The organism is Acinetobacter sp. YH16044 (assembly GCF_013417145.1).
Classification (GTDB): domain Bacteria; phylum Pseudomonadota; class Gammaproteobacteria; order Pseudomonadales; family Moraxellaceae; genus Acinetobacter; species Acinetobacter amyesii.
Map to the genome: position 1 here is coordinate 1 of NZ_VPEK01000017.1, position 14,137 is coordinate 14,137.

Here is a 14,137-nt window from a genome sequence, read left to right on the forward strand (position 1 = left end):
CGCGACTCATGAGTGCTCGGTTATATGCGGGCCAATTGGTTGTGCGATAGATTTTGTGTGTAGGCTTCTTCATTTGAAAATTATATCGCTGAAAAAGCCTTTACAGATAGGTTTGTGCAACAAAGCCACTTGATCAGACAAAGGAACAATATGTTGTAGGGCTGTCTGATTTTTGGTCTTAGGCGGTGTATAACTCCATGTTCTATTTTTAAAATCGATATCTGCCCATTTTGCTGCACGTAATTCTCCAGGACGCACAAATACATGGGGTAAGATTTTGACTGCATAATCAATAGCAATATCCCCACGACCTGCATGTGTATTAATATTCTTTAATAGTTGTCCTAGCTTTTGCTCATCAGTAATAGCCGCTCGATGCTTAGTTTTACCCACCTTCAAAATACCGCTAATTTGGTCAGCAACATTAAATTGACATAAACCCAAAGCAATCGCATACCGAAACACCTGAGATGCTTTACTTCTCATTCGCTTTGCTGAGTCAGTCTTACCTTGTCTTTCATAAAGACGGCATACTTCCAAAATTTGAGTGGCTGTTATCGAATCAATGGGGAACTCACCAATAGCAACATAAAGCTTATCCCAGATAAACTGATTCCGACGTTGTGTACTTGATTCCAGCTCTTCAGTCTTACGGTATTCATCTGCTACTGATCTAAAACTATTATTTCGACATTGGGACTGTTTATCTTGCTTTTGAATTGCTGGGTCAATATTCTGCGCAAGCAGTTCTCTAAACTCACTTCGTTTTGCACGAGCTCTGGCCAATGTACAACTTGGATAAATACCGATAGCTATAGTGGCTCTTTTCTTAGAGATTGGGCGAATATAATCAAAACGCCAATATGCCCCACCTTTTCTATCTAACAATAAATAAAGGCCACCACCATCTGAAAGCTTAATATTCTTTTCAAATGATTTCTTTTGCATTGATATTGCAGACTTAATTTTTGAGTCAGTCAGACTGATAACTAATTTAGGCATTTTTACGGTATATTTTTGTCAGAAATGGAATGTACCGTAAAAAATACCGTAAAAGATTACGGTATCCTAAAACGCCCTCGGACATTATCGGACAATAAGTAGATATAAGTTATTAATTTTTAATAATATTAGGATTAATTCGGATATGATCAAACAAGGAAATGGTGCGCTCAGCGGGACTCGAACCCACGCCACAGGCTTCGGAGACCTGTACTCTATCCAGTTGAGCTATGAGCGCTTATTTTGGATTGCGCACATCATAACAAAAAAAACTGTAAGGTAAAGCAACTATATAGATGTTAGGTATTTTTCTGCTTAAGCTTTATACAACGTTCTATTTTTAAAATGCAGAATTCCATACGATTTACTTGGTTTATTTGCCCCGATATCGCACAATACTCATACTATTTATAGAGTGAATTATTTATGACTGATGCACTAACGTTAAAGCAGCTGTCAAAAACCTATAAAAATGGGTTTCAGGCGCTTAAAGGTATTGATTTAACAGTACCCGAAGGTGAATTTTATGCACTTTTAGGTCCCAATGGTGCAGGAAAATCTACCACGATTAGTATTATCAGTTCACTAACCCGTAAAACTTCAGGTACTGTCGAAATTTTTGGGCACAATTTAGATACCCATCCCTCGCATGCAAAGCAGTGTTTGGGCGTTGTACCTCAAGAATTTAACTTTGGTCAATTTGAAAAAACATTTGATATTTTGGTGACTCAAGCTGGTTATTACGGTATTTCTAAAAAGATAGCAGAGAAACGTGCAGAGGAATATTTAGAAAAGCTTGGCCTTTGGGAAAAACGTAGCACCCAAGCACGCATGCTATCGGGCGGTATGAAACGCCGTTTAATGATCGCTCGTGCCATGATGCATGAACCTAAACTGCTGATTTTAGATGAGCCGACTGCTGGTGTTGATATTGAACTACGCCGTTCGATGTGGGATTTCCTCACTGAAATGAACGAAAAAGGCACGTCCATTATTTTAACGACACACTATTTAGAAGAAGCTGAAATGTTGTGCCGTCGAATCGCAATTATTGATCGTGGTGTGATTAAAGAAGACACCAGCATGAAAGGTTTCCTCAGCCAGTTGAATGAAGAAACATTTATTTTCGATCTAGCCGAACCCATTGAACCGATCCATATAGAAATTATTGGTGTCCGTTTCAACTTAGTAGATCCTGTCACCTTAGAAGTCACTATGGATAAAGGCCATACCTTGAATGATTTATTCCAACTCATGGAATCTCAAGGTATTCAGGTTCGAAGTATGCGTAATAAATCTAACCGACTAGAAGAACTGTTTGTCCGTATGGTCGAAAAAAATCTTGAAGGTGCAGCACAATGAATTTTAACCAACTGTGTATTGCCCTCTACACCTTAGTGTATAAAGAAATTCGCCGTTTCATGCGTATTTGGCCGCAAACCCTTCTCCCACCGGCAATCACCATGAGTTTGTACTTTGTGATTTTCGGTAATTTAGTCGGTTCACGCATTGGGCAAATGGGTGGTTTTAGCTATATGCAGTTCATCGTGCCCGGCTTAATTATGATGGCGGTCATTACCAACAGCTATGCCAATGTGTCATCCAGTTTCTTTAGTGCAAAATTTCAAAAAAGCATCGAAGAATTAATCATGAGTCCAGTGCCGTTACACATGGTGCTTTGGGGTTATGTGATCGGTGGTGTTTGCCGTGGTGTTTTAGTCGGCTTTATTGTCACTGCGATGAGCCTATTTTTTACTGAATTACACCTGACCAATATCTTCGTAACTATATATACAGTTCTCATTACTTCGCTGCTGTTTTCTCTTGGCGGATTTATTAATGCTGTCTATGCAAAATCTTTTGACGATATTTCGATTATCCCGACTTTCGTCCTGACTCCGCTGACTTATTTAGGCGGTGTTTTCTATGCCATCTCATCACTGAGTCCTTTTTGGCAAAATCTCTCTTTAATCAACCCTGTCGTGTATATGGTCAATGCTTTCCGCTACGGTATTTTGGGCCATAGCGATGTGAATGTCGGCATTTCACTGACAGTTATTACTGCATGTTGCGTTGTTCTTTATGGCGTGGCGTATCATTTACTTTCTCGTGGTTCAGGAATGCGTGAATAATGAGTGTAGAACAATCCCTTTTAGGTAAAGACACCAACTACCCTACAGAATATCAACCCGATATTCTGTTTCCGATTGCACGTGCCACTGCACGTGAACAATATGCCCATGTGGAAGGCATACGCCAAGGTAAAGACTGGTGGCATGTTTTTGAAATTTCTTGGTTAAATGCTTCTGGTGTGCCTCAAGTTGCTATTGGTCGTTTAACTTTGCCAGCAAGTTCAGACAACCTGATCGAATCCAAATCTTTAAAGCTCTACTTTAATAGTATGAACTTTACCAAATTTGATTCTCAGGCAGCGTTTAAAGCAACTGTAGAAAAAGACTTATCAGCAGCAGCCAATGCCGCTGTGACTATTGATCTATTTCATGTCGATGATGTTGAAATTTCAAAACCGCAAGGCATTTGTATTGATGACTTAGAACCCACCCAGTTAGAAAATCATCCAAATGCAGCTTTACTCGCTTTAGATGAAGATGCAGCGCAAGAAGAAGTTGAAATTCAACTTTATTCACATTTATTAAGAAGTAACTGCCCAGTCACGGGTCAACCTGATTGGGGAACGGTATTTATAAGGTATAAAGGTACTAAGCCTTGTTATCGTAGTATTCTGGCTTATATTATTTCTTACCGTCAGCATAATGGTTTCCACGAACAATGTGTGGAGCAAATGTTTGCCGATATTTGGCAACATTTAAAACCAAGTCAGCTGATGGTATATGCTGCCTATACACGCCGTGGTGGATTGGATATCAACCCTTGTCGTGTATCGGATTTAACATGGATGCCTCGCCCCATTCGATTGGCGCGACAATAAAAAAATTGAGGTTAGTGATGCCATTTTTTGGTTTTATTCCTTCTGAGGAACTTCTAAACAGTATCCAAACTGGTCACGCGAAAAAAAATTCAAGTGAACCCCTTTATCCTTTACGTGATAAAACAGCTTTGCTGATTAATGAAGAAATCATTGGTGCAACTATATTAGCTCCTGTTCATCTGTTTCCTGCAAGCGATAAGCGCGACACAGCAGAAAAACTGGCTGGCTATGTCAAATCAACAGTCGCTGTATTGTTAAAGCAGCTACTGGGTAAATCTCCGAATGATGTGGTGAAACAATCCATTGAATTTTCAGAACGAAGTTTATTTCAGGACACAGTCGGCGCTCATCGTGTAGGTCTGAGCTTAGATGCAGGACTGGTCACTAACCTTAAGAACAGTTATGCCGAAATTAAATCGGGTGTAGATGTCAATAAAGCTGCTTTTGGTGAACTGTATAAACAGTTTGCTGAAGCTGCAGTACGTCATTTTATGAATGACTTTAATAAAACACTCGATTTAGGCATGATTAAACGTAAAGCAGCCGATATCGGTTCTTCTGCCGTGATTAAAGCAATTCATATCGCGATTGATAAGATTTTCCCAAATCTGACCAAAGAAGAGCTAGGTGCCCTTGCAGAAGCACATGATTCGATGTTTAACAAATAAATCGCACTACTCGTCAAAACCTAGCTTCAGCTAGGTTTTTTTATGGCTAAACGCATAAAATCGAATCCCGATACAATGACTATATATAGTCATGCAAACACAGTTCTAGAATATGAACTGATCTCAATTAAATGACAGTACATTTATATGTACTATTTTTAAAAATCCACACAGAAAAGAAAGAACCTGATTACAGATCAACTTTTAATGTTAGTCGTCATTTTGGCTTAAATTTCAATGTGTCCATTTTAATATTCAATCTCTTTCTTTTTTATCATTCATTCTATATTTCTACTTTATATAGCAACGTTTTCAACAGCATTGAAGCGTTAGCGAAAACACCCACGAGGTGAATATGCCATCACATGCATATGGAAGCTTTTAGACCGGTACCTTTTTAATCCTGTCCCTTTATTTTTAGATATAACATTGCAACTTTTGTAGCTTCTAAACAGTATTTCGCAACGCGATAAAGTTTACTCGTTCTGCGTTTTTATGAAGCATGAGTTTGAGAGTCATCTTTATTTCAAATGATTTGTGAATATTTGCAAGTTATGTAAATGAATATGTCACTTTTCAATATGTTAACTGCGAAAAAACCCTTTGCTTTGTCTTTTTTTGTATATCTATTTATGAAAGCATGCACTGTCAGTGGTATCTTAGTTGCTATTGGTAACCTTTACCTTTAATGAGCTATGAAACCAGAAGGTCATCACAATTTTCAGGACCTTTACCCCCTCGAAATTTTGTTCATACTCATCGCTAAAGCAACTGGAAATTTTTTATTTATGCTAAATCGAAATTTTTATAAAAAACTATCACATATTGCCATTATGGCCGGTTCACTTTCACTGACCAGTTTTTGTCAGGCCAACGACTTCCAATCTCATCCGGCATATGCAAGCTTTAAACAAAATGCAATGCAAACCTATGGTCTGAGTGAAAATCAAATTGATTGGGCAATGCAAGGTAGTAAAAACCTACCCAATATTATTAGTATTATGAATCGACCCGGCGAATCAAAGCCTTGGTATCAATACAAAACCAACTTTTTAGCTGAAAGTACAATTCAACGCGGCGTTCGCTTCAAAAATCAATATGCCGACACTTTAAATCGTGCAGAACAACAATTTGGTGTGCCTCAATCCGTGATTTTAGGCATTTTGGGTGTTGAAACAGGCTATGGCAGCAATAAAGGTAATTTTATTACCCGTGATGCTTTGGCGACCCTTGGTTTTGGCTATGAACGCCGTGCGCAATATTTCCAAGATGAACTTGCTGCACTGATTGCTTGGTCATATAAAGATGGTGTTCCAACCAACTCTGTCGTCGGTTCATATGCAGGTGCTGTGGGTTATCCTCAATTTATGCCAAGTAACATTCCAAAATTTGGTGTGGACTACGATGGCAATGGTCATGTTGACCTGCGTAATTCAGCTGTCGATGCCATTGGTTCAATTGCAAATTATTTAGCAAATTATGGTTGGCAGCGTAATCAACCGATTGCTTTTGCTGCTCGCTATAGCGGAAATAACCCAGATGCTATTATTGCAAAGGATTTAAACCAGCCAACACCCTATGGTGTACTCAAGGCTCAAGGTGTAACCCCTATGAATCCATTGGTAAAAATCGATGATCTCGATTTAGTCAATGTCATCCAATTGCAAGATAGTTATGGACCAATTTATTACATTACTTATCCAAATTTTCAGGTCATTACAACCTATAACAAAAGCCGTATGTATGCGACTGCACTATGGCTTTTAGGCACTGAAGTTACCAGTCGATAAGACTGGTTTTTTTCTTATAGAGCAAAAAAGTCAACAAATATTTTCACCAAAATGAGCATTTATTCGACATTTTACACACCTTGTTACATTATTGATTATTTTTTAACCAACTATTGTTAATTTTTTAGACATTTTCAAAGTATTTTAATTAAACACTAGACAGCCTATCGATGGCATGAATATTATCCATCTCGTTAAATGTAGTTGCAAAAGTGAAATATCAGACGTGTTTACATGGATATCAGCGACTTAGTTGAACCAGTAAATATGCCATTGGGAGATAAACAATGCAGTCATCAATTTTTAAATATGCCTTAGCGGTTGCCACGGCAGTTGCGCTAAGTCAGTCACAAGCTGAGATGGTTCAGTCATCATCATTCAATCATGATAATGACAACTCGCGTCTTGCAGCTCGTGTATTGAATAAAGAAGCTCAAAGCTTCAATTCAAACTTTACGAATTTAAGTAGCCTTTCAATCACTGAGCGTTCTGGCGATAAAATTCGTCGTCAAACAATCGCTGCTAAAATCGAAATCCCTGAAGATGAGCCTTCAGTGATTGAAAAGTTAAACACTGTCGCTTCGAATACTGTTCGTAAGTTCACTCAAACTGGTACTGCTTCTTGGTACGGTCGTCAATTCCACGGTCGTAAAACAGCAAGCGGTGAAACCTTTGACATGAACGCACTTACAGCAGCACATCGTAGCCTGCCACTTAATTGCTTTATTCGTGTTACGAATCGCAATAATGGTAAAAGCGTCGTGGTCAAAGTAAATGACCGTGGTCCATTCCATGGTAACCGTGTTCTCGATTTATCTTATGGCGCTGCTAAGCAATTGGGTATTACCAGTGCGGGTACTGCAAACGTGAGCATTGAACGCGTAGACGGTCCAAATTCTTAATTCTCCAATGAAGTGACTGCATTTAACAGACCACGCCTAGCGTGGTTTTTTATTTGTAGCCTCTTAGCCTTTCAAATCTTCAGTAACCCGATTTTGACCCTTACCCCATTCTTGTTTTTATTGGAGTCCTTCCCCATGATTAAGGACTATCATGAAAACAATCAACGAATGGTTTGATGAATACAGCGAAAGTCATCAAAATAAAACCAATAAAATGATTCACTGGATTTGCGTACCTACGATTTATTTTTCAATCGTTGGCATATTGGCACATTTTAGCGCGCTACTTACTGCTGTCTTACTTGCATTAGCATTTATCTTTTACGCACGTTTAAACATTGTGCTTGCTGTTGCAATGGCCGCGTTAACATTAATCATGGCATGGCTAATTTGGGTGTTACCAGTTGGATACGGCTTTTATATCGCACTCTTTGTATTCGCATGGATTGGTCAATTTTATGGCCATAAAATTGAAGGTAAAAAGCCCTCTTTTTTCAAAGATCTCCAATTCCTCCTCATTGGCCCTATTTGGTGTTTAGATACATTTTCAGGTAAAAGTACTTGGTAATTGGAAAATACGCCATAAATCGCAAATAAAGAGCATTTAGAGCACGATTAATTTCATGGATCTCTTTTTCAGTTATTCCAGATCGGTTTTCTTCATATTCGATGCTTAAAACCCTATTATTTATAGGTGTATTTATCTCTGGTATTTCCAATCATTTTTTCTATTTATACGACCAAAAAGTCAGTGTTTAAACACTGGCTTTTACTCAATATGGTTAATCCAATTTTATGTTGATAGCTTCATCTGAATCATGATCATTTAAATGACTAAAGTTAAAAATGACTACGTGATTTTTATTGATAGGTTTTACCTTGATGCTTTAACCAACCATCCTGATGACGTCCATTCGGATCGTGATGTGTCCAGTGCATCACACCCCCCTGATCTGAATATTCATATTCACCGTAAAATTGAACTGTATCGCCTTTTTGCAAGTTATCAATTCGTGGGGCTAGATCGATATTATGTGCAACTAAAAGGGTTTGACCATTATTTAAGGTCAAAATGAACTTTTGATGCCGACTACCTTCATTATCATCTCGAAGTACCGCTTTCACTCGACCTGTACCCTCAACCTGAACATTACTGAGTTTATTTTTAAATGCATGCGCAATAACATCTTCAGCACTCTGCCCTTTTTGTTGAGCATCTGCAGGTTGTACTGGTTCTATTTGTGGCTGTGAGTTTTGTTCCGCTGTCGTCTGAACTGGTGCAGTTTTTTGTTGTTGTAAATCGATTCCGAAATAAGCTGCTACAAGCGCAACAATAATTCCGCCGATGGTTAAGTTTGTTTTGTTTGCCATAAGATAGTTTAAATCTAAATTTTCAACTCATTATAGTCATTAATATGGATAAAAATAGAATCTGTGAACAACAATGTACACAATATAAAGTTTAAATAGCTTTGAAATCAGTAAAGCTACAGCCATAAAAAAAGCCCTCTAAAACGAGGGCTTTTTTCTACAAATAATCAGAGATTATTTTGCAGCAGCTTGAGCAGCAGCAACTTCTTCAGCGAAAGAAAGTTCAGCTTTTTTCTCAATACCTTCACCAACTTCGAAACGTACGAAGTTAGCAACAGTAGTACCAGTTGCTTTAAGAACTTCTGCAACTTTCTTATCGTTGTCGATAACGTACATTTGGTTCTCAAGAACAACTTCGTTCAAGTATTTCTGAACTGAACCAGTTACCATTTTTTCAACGATGTTTGCTGGTTTACCAGATTCAATTGCTTTCGCTTCAGCAATTTCTTTTTCTTTAGCGATAAGTTCAGCAGAAACGCCAGCTTCGTTTACAGCAACTGGGTTGAATGCAGCGATGTGCATAGCCAAACCTTTACCAGTTTCAGCATCACCAGCGTATGCAACTACAACACCGATTTTTAAACCGTGTTTGTAAACTGCAAGGTTGTCGCCTTCAACGATTTGAGCACGACGCACTTGGATGTTTTCACCGATTTTTTGAACAAGCGCGATACGAGCTTCTTCTACAGTAGCACCATCTTCAAGTTTCAATTCAGCAATTTGAGCAACGTCAGTTACACCAGCAGCAAGCGCAGCAGCAGCAACTTTAGCAGAGAAACCAGCAAAGTTTTCGTCTTTAGCAACGAAGTCAGTTTGACAGTTAACTTCTACAAGGATTGCTTTGTTGCCTTCTTGAGCGATAGTGATCGCGCCGTCAGCAGCAATGTTACCCGCTTTTTTAGCAGCTTTAGCTTGACCAGATTTACGAAGGTTGTCGATCGCTAATTCGATGTCACCGCCCGCTTCTGTTAATGCTTTTTTACATTCCATCATTGCAAGACCAGTACGATCGCGCAATTCTTTAACCATGCTTGCTGTAACTGCAGTCATGTTAATCTCCTAAATACGGTAGAAAATGAATTCTTTTTAGAACAGAAACGGCCCAGAGCTGTCTCTTGGGCCGTCTGCATACATGACGCTTACTTTGCCACCATCACGTGTCGCAAAAATGACAAGCTTACGTCAAACGCATTAAGCCTCAGAAGCAGGAGCTTCTTCGCCTTTAGCTTGTGCATTTGCTTGTGATTGAGCATATTCTTTACCAGCAAGAATCGCATCAGCCATAGCAGAAGCGTAAAGAGTAACTGCACGGATCGCATCGTCGTTACCAGGGATAACGTAGTCTACGTTGTCTGGGTTAGAGTTTGTATCAACGATACCGATAACAGGAATACCAAGGTTTTTAGCTTCTTTAATTGCAATTGCTTCGTGATCAACATCGATTACGAATAATGCGTCAGGTAAACCACCCATGTTTTTAACGCCGCCAAGAGCGCGTTCAAGTTTTTCCATCTCACGAGTACGTTCTAAAGCTTCACGTTTAGTAAGTTTAGCGAAAGTACCGTCAGTAGATTGAGTTTGAAGGTCTTTTAGACGGTTGATTGACTGGCGAAGAGTTTTCCAGTTAGTCAACATACCCCCCAACCAGCGGTGATCAACATATGGTTGACCTGCACGTTGAGCTTGTTCACGGATGATTGCAGAAGCTGCACGTTTTGTACCAACGAACAAAACTTTGTTCTTTTTGCTAGCCAAGTTGTTAGCAAAGTTCAAAGCATCATTTAACGCAGGAACAGTGTGCTCAAGGTTGATGATGTGAATTTTGTTGCGCGCGCCGAAGATGTATTCGCGCATTTTTGGATTCCAAAAACGTGTTTGGTGACCGAAGTGTGCGCCTGCTTGAAGAAGGTCGCGCATGCTTACGTTGTAATCTGCCATTTTCTTTACCTTAAAGTTTGGGTTAGGCCTCCATATACCCGCATTCTCCACCTAAAAAGGCACCCAGAGAAATGTGTCGATATATGTGCGGATTTTATTGCCCCATCGCACAAAGCTCGTGAAAGATATTCACGAAAAAGCATTTGATAAAATGGGCGGCTATTTATACCATAGTCACATACAAATTTCCAAAAGTTTTTAGAGATCATGAACAGTACTTACGAAGCTCCACGTCGATTAATTAAAACGCCTGACGAAATTGAAAAAATGCGCGTCGCGGGTCGACTGGCGGCAGAAGTTTTGGATATGATCAAACCGCATATTGTTCCAGGTGTGACTACCCTAGAACTTGATACGATTTGTCATGACTATATTGTCAACAAACAAGAAGCTATTCCTGCTTGTTTAGGTTATGGCGCTGCGCCGGGTCGTCCAGCGTTCCAGCACGTGATCTGTACTTCAGTGAACCATGTTGTGTGTCACGGTATTCCATCTGAAAGCAAAAAGTTAAAAAAAGGTGACATCTTAAACATCGATGTCACTGTGATTAAAGATGGTTACCACGGTGATACCAACATGATGTACATCGTGGGTGGTGAAACATCTATTTTAGCGAACCGTTTATGTAAAGTTGCCCAAGAAGCCATGTACCGTGGTATGGCGGTAGTAAAACCGGGCGCAACCATGGGCGATATCGGTAATGCCATTCAACAATATGTTGAATCAGAACGTTTTGGCGTTGTACGTGAATACTGTGGTCATGGTATCGGTACTGTTTTCCACGACGAACCACAAGTTTTACACTACGGTCAACCCAATACAGGCATGATCTTAGAAGAAGGCATGACATTCACGATTGAACCAATGGTGAATGGTGGCGACTGGAAAACCAAACTTCTTGGCGATAAATGGACTGTCGTGACTAAAGATCATAGCTTGTCTGCACAGTACGAACACACGCTACTTGTAACAAAAAATGGTGTAGAAGTGCTAACTGCTCGCCCTGAAGAAGATTTATCGCGTTTTGTTCAATAAGCAAAGTATTTGAAGCACAAAATTTTATTAAAAATGGTCACACATGTTGTGGCCTTTTTTATGCCCTATTTTTGTCCGTGACTTTAAGAATTTGCCATAAAATTTGATTAAAAATTTAAGTAACTCAATGTAAATTTTCTTAATTATAGGGTTAGGATGGAATATCACACTTTTTTGCACATTGTTGATTTTGCCACTCCCCATTACTGTGCATTTAAGCTAAGATAGTGTGCTTTTTATTTTTTAATCCCTATAAGAAGGAATACTGCCGTGGACGTACGTCTGTCTGATCGTGTAAATAGCATCAAACCGTCCCCTACACTTGCTGTTACTAACAAAGCTGCTGAATTGAAGGCTGCTGGTAAAAACGTAATTGGTTTAGGCGCAGGTGAACCGGATTTCGATACCCCACAACACATCAAAGATGCTGCAATTGCTGCTATCAACAATGGCTTCACTAAATATACAGCTGTTGACGGTACTCCAGGTCTTAAAAAAGCAATTATTGCTAAATTAAAACGCGACAATAACCTTGATTACGCTGCAAACCAAATTTTGGTTTCTTGTGGTGGTAAACAATCTTTCTTTAACTTGGCACTTGCTTTGTTAAACAAAGGTGACGAAGTAATTATCCCTGCTCCTTACTGGGTAAGCTACCCAGACATGGTGATCATTGCTGAAGGCACTCCTGTAATTGTGAAATGTGGTGAAGACCAACGTTTCAAAATTACGCCTGCTCAATTAGAAGCTGCAATCACTGACAAAACTCGTTTAGTGGTTCTAAACAGCCCTTCTAACCCAACAGGTATGATCTACACTAAAGAAGAATTACTTGCTTTAGCTGAAGTTCTACGTAAATACCCTGAAGTTTTAGTTGCTTCTGATGACATGTACGAACCAATCCGTTGGGACGACGAATTCTATAACATCGCAACAGTTGCACCAGACCTTTACGATCGCGTAATCGTTCTTAACGGTGTATCTAAAGCTTATGCAATGACTGGCTGGCGTATTGGCTACGCAGCGGGCCCTGCTAAACTTATTGGTGCGATGAAAAAAATCCAATCTCAATCAACTTCAAACCCAACTTCTATTTCACAAGTTGCTGCTGAAGCTGCATTGAATGGCCCTCAAGACGTTCTTGAGCCAATGATTGAAGCATTCAAACGCCGTCACGACCTAGTTGTGAAAGGCTTGAATGACATCAACGGTATTACTTGCCTTCCTGCTGACGGTGCATTCTATGCATACGCAAACATCCGTCCACTGATTCGTGCAAAAGGTTTAAAATCTTGCACAGAATTCTCTGCATGGTTATTGGAAGAAACTGGTGTTGCAGTAGTTCCTGGTGATGCGTTCGGTCTAGGTGGTTACATGCGTATTTCTTATGCAACTGCAGACGAAGTGCTTGTAGATGCACTTGCACGTATCAAGAAAGCTGCTGACTCAATCGAAGGCGTAGACGCTGCGATTGCTTCAATTGCTGCTGAAAAATAATTTGATCTAAAGATCAAATCAAAAAAACCCGCGATATTCGCGGGTTTTTTATGGTTTACATTTCACGGCTTAATATTGTGATGATTTAAAAGCCTCATCGTTTAAATCTCATGCAGTCCCCAATAGACTTCAGTTTTAGGAGTACAGAAGAATCCTTCAAAGGGGTGAATTTCTAGAATCTGATCAATGATTTTTTTTGAAGAACATAAAAAAGTACAGTGACTGTCCCAATGTGTGGCAAATAGAAGCTGATAATCTTCAGTGTAATTACATACATCAAGCAGATCATTTGCGATCAAATAATCAATCTGCATTTTTTCGGTTGATTTATCCCATACTCATCAACCGTCAGCAAAAAGTCATAGCCGATTTCTTTCAATGCATATAAAAGCGGATTTTCTAAAAATGGCGAAATAAGCCCATCATCACATGGATTAATAATTTCACTCTGCTTGTATAAATCAAGAACCTGCTTTTCCCACATTTTATTTTCATATTGTTGTTTAATTCCGCCAATCATCGTCCTTAATGCAACATCAATTTGAGAGACATTCTCCAGCCCAGACAAATTTAAAATTTCATGCCATGCAATTGGATAACAGCCTTTGATAAACTCATTTTTTTCAGGCCACGTTTCAACATTATAACGTTCCAGTTCCAATGTGACTGCTTTATAAAAGGGATGCAAAATGATATACACCGATTCAAAAACGCCCTGATAATATTCTAAAATCTTTCCATCATAAGGATAAGAGGCGTAAATTTCAGGAGTTAATACATTATTTTCTTTCATGATTTATATCTTCTAATTTTCATGTTTTTCAGAATACCCTTTCCCTGCCGAAGACCAAACCATCAAGTCAATTCCGGCGAAGACAATTACTTCGGGTAAAATAATATGCCAACTCAAAGGCACACCGATAAACCACATTCTGCCGATAATGGCTAAATACAGCACAGACAATTGAACACTTCTCCGTCACA

At 39.2% G+C, this 14,137-nt stretch carries 13 protein-coding genes, 1 tRNA gene and 1 pseudogene; 9 read left to right on the forward strand and 6 right to left on the reverse strand.

The features are described 5' to 3' along the window. Positions 1-69: 69 nt before the first annotated feature. Positions 70-1,002 (reverse strand): integrase arm-type DNA-binding domain-containing protein, encoded by a 933-nt coding sequence (locus tag FTV38_RS10865; RefSeq protein WP_257228770.1) that lies wholly within the window; start codon positions 1,000-1,002, stop codon positions 70-72. Positions 1,003-1,164: 162 nt separating this feature from the next. Continuing rightward, positions 1,165-1,240, reverse strand: a tRNA-Arg gene (locus FTV38_RS10870). A gap of 188 nt (positions 1,241-1,428) precedes the next feature. Between FTV38_RS10870 and FTV38_RS10875 the strand changes: the two genes are divergently transcribed. The 7 genes and pseudogenes from FTV38_RS10875 (at position 1,429) to FTV38_RS10905 (ending at position 7,920) form a co-directional block, all read left to right on the forward strand. Continuing rightward, a complete protein-coding gene (locus tag FTV38_RS10875; RefSeq protein WP_168378014.1) occupies positions 1,429-2,364 on the forward strand; it encodes an ABC transporter ATP-binding protein in 936 nt (311 codons plus the stop codon). Next, entirely contained in the window at positions 2,361-3,134 is a 774-nt protein-coding gene (locus tag FTV38_RS10880) for an ABC transporter permease (RefSeq protein WP_078190306.1), read from the forward strand. The genes FTV38_RS10875 and FTV38_RS10880 overlap by 4 nt, the downstream gene beginning before the upstream one ends. Then, on the forward strand, positions 3,134-3,952 hold the full coding sequence (gene queF / locus FTV38_RS10885) for an NADPH-dependent 7-cyano-7-deazaguanine reductase QueF (protein ID WP_180022474.1): 819 nt from the start codon (positions 3,134-3,136) through the stop codon (positions 3,950-3,952). Before FTV38_RS10880 ends, queF begins: the two co-directional genes overlap by 1 nt. Before the next feature lie 17 nt (positions 3,953-3,969). Then, positions 3,970-4,620: a hypothetical protein gene (locus tag FTV38_RS10890; RefSeq protein WP_180022475.1), complete on the forward strand. Its 651-nt coding sequence runs from the start codon at positions 3,970-3,972 to the stop codon at positions 4,618-4,620. A 788-nt stretch (positions 4,621-5,408) separates the two neighbouring features. After that, positions 5,409-6,410, forward strand: a complete 1,002-nt coding sequence (gene mltB / locus FTV38_RS10895) for a lytic murein transglycosylase B (RefSeq protein WP_078190309.1) — start codon at positions 5,409-5,411, stop codon at positions 6,408-6,410. Between the two features lie 287 nt (positions 6,411-6,697). Further along, the gene (locus FTV38_RS10900) at positions 6,698-7,312 is read left to right on the forward strand and encodes a septal ring lytic transglycosylase RlpA family protein (RefSeq protein WP_180022476.1); all 615 of its coding nucleotides are present in this window, start codon (positions 6,698-6,700) and stop codon (positions 7,310-7,312) included. Positions 7,313-7,463: 151 nt separating this feature from the next. Then, positions 7,464-7,920: pseudogene (locus FTV38_RS10905) on the forward strand (DUF962 domain-containing protein). A gap of 253 nt (positions 7,921-8,173) precedes the next feature. Here the strand turns inward: FTV38_RS10905 and FTV38_RS10910 are convergent. From FTV38_RS10910 to rpsB, 3 genes are all read right to left on the reverse strand, one after another. After that, the gene (locus tag FTV38_RS10910; protein ID WP_180022478.1) at positions 8,174-8,683 is read right to left on the reverse strand and encodes a DUF3465 domain-containing protein; all 510 of its coding nucleotides are present in this window, start codon (positions 8,681-8,683) and stop codon (positions 8,174-8,176) included. A 174-nt stretch (positions 8,684-8,857) separates the two neighbouring features. After that, the gene (gene tsf, locus FTV38_RS10915; RefSeq protein ID WP_078190313.1) at positions 8,858-9,733 is read right to left on the reverse strand and encodes a translation elongation factor Ts; all 876 of its coding nucleotides are present in this window, start codon (positions 9,731-9,733) and stop codon (positions 8,858-8,860) included. A gap of 141 nt (positions 9,734-9,874) precedes the next feature. Next, positions 9,875-10,621 (reverse strand): 30S ribosomal protein S2, encoded by a 747-nt coding sequence (rpsB, locus tag FTV38_RS10920; protein WP_078190314.1) that lies wholly within the window; start codon positions 10,619-10,621, stop codon positions 9,875-9,877. A gap of 207 nt (positions 10,622-10,828) precedes the next feature. Here rpsB and map point away from each other — a divergent pair, with 207 nt between their 5' ends. Next, entirely contained in the window at positions 10,829-11,656 is an 828-nt protein-coding gene (gene map / locus FTV38_RS10925) for a type I methionyl aminopeptidase (protein WP_168378021.1), read from the forward strand. 270 nt (positions 11,657-11,926) lie between these two features. Next, positions 11,927-13,153 carry a pyridoxal phosphate-dependent aminotransferase gene (locus FTV38_RS10930; RefSeq protein WP_180022479.1) on the forward strand — a complete coding sequence of 409 codons (1,227 nt, stop codon included), beginning with the start codon at positions 11,927-11,929 and terminating at the stop codon, positions 13,151-13,153. 295 nt (positions 13,154-13,448) lie between these two features. Here FTV38_RS10930 and FTV38_RS10935 read toward each other — a convergent pair whose 3' ends face one another. Beyond that, on the reverse strand, positions 13,449-13,946 hold the full coding sequence (locus FTV38_RS10935) for a DUF2711 domain-containing protein (protein WP_257228771.1): 498 nt from the start codon (positions 13,944-13,946) through the stop codon (positions 13,449-13,451). Between the last annotated feature and the right edge of the window lie 191 nt (positions 13,947-14,137).

Excerpts from the sequence above, each read along its gene's own strand:
- FTV38_RS10865 (WP_257228770.1), bottom strand. The coding sequence starts at position 1,002 with ATGCCTAAATTAGTTATCAGTCTGACTGACTCAAAAATTAAGTCTGCA.
- FTV38_RS10875 (WP_168378014.1), top strand. The coding sequence starts at position 1,429 with ATGACTGATGCACTAACGTTAAAGCAGCTGTCAAAAACCTATAAAAAT.
- FTV38_RS10880 (WP_078190306.1), top strand. The coding sequence starts at position 2,361 with ATGAATTTTAACCAACTGTGTATTGCCCTCTACACCTTAGTGTATAAA.
- queF (WP_180022474.1), top strand. The coding sequence starts at position 3,134 with ATGAGTGTAGAACAATCCCTTTTAGGTAAAGACACCAACTACCCTACA.
- FTV38_RS10890 (WP_180022475.1), top strand. The coding sequence starts at position 3,970 with ATGCCATTTTTTGGTTTTATTCCTTCTGAGGAACTTCTAAACAGTATC.
- mltB (WP_078190309.1), top strand. The coding sequence starts at position 5,409 with ATGCTAAATCGAAATTTTTATAAAAAACTATCACATATTGCCATTATG.
- FTV38_RS10900 (WP_180022476.1), top strand. The coding sequence starts at position 6,698 with ATGCAGTCATCAATTTTTAAATATGCCTTAGCGGTTGCCACGGCAGTT.
- FTV38_RS10910 (WP_180022478.1), bottom strand. The coding sequence starts at position 8,683 with ATGGCAAACAAAACAAACTTAACCATCGGCGGAATTATTGTTGCGCTT.
- tsf (WP_078190313.1), bottom strand. The coding sequence starts at position 9,733 with ATGACTGCAGTTACAGCAAGCATGGTTAAAGAATTGCGCGATCGTACT.
- rpsB (WP_078190314.1), bottom strand. The coding sequence starts at position 10,621 with ATGGCAGATTACAACGTAAGCATGCGCGACCTTCTTCAAGCAGGCGCA.
- map (WP_168378021.1), top strand. The coding sequence starts at position 10,829 with ATGAACAGTACTTACGAAGCTCCACGTCGATTAATTAAAACGCCTGAC.
- FTV38_RS10935 (WP_257228771.1), bottom strand. The coding sequence starts at position 13,946 with ATGAAAGAAAATAATGTATTAACTCCTGAAATTTACGCCTCTTATCCT.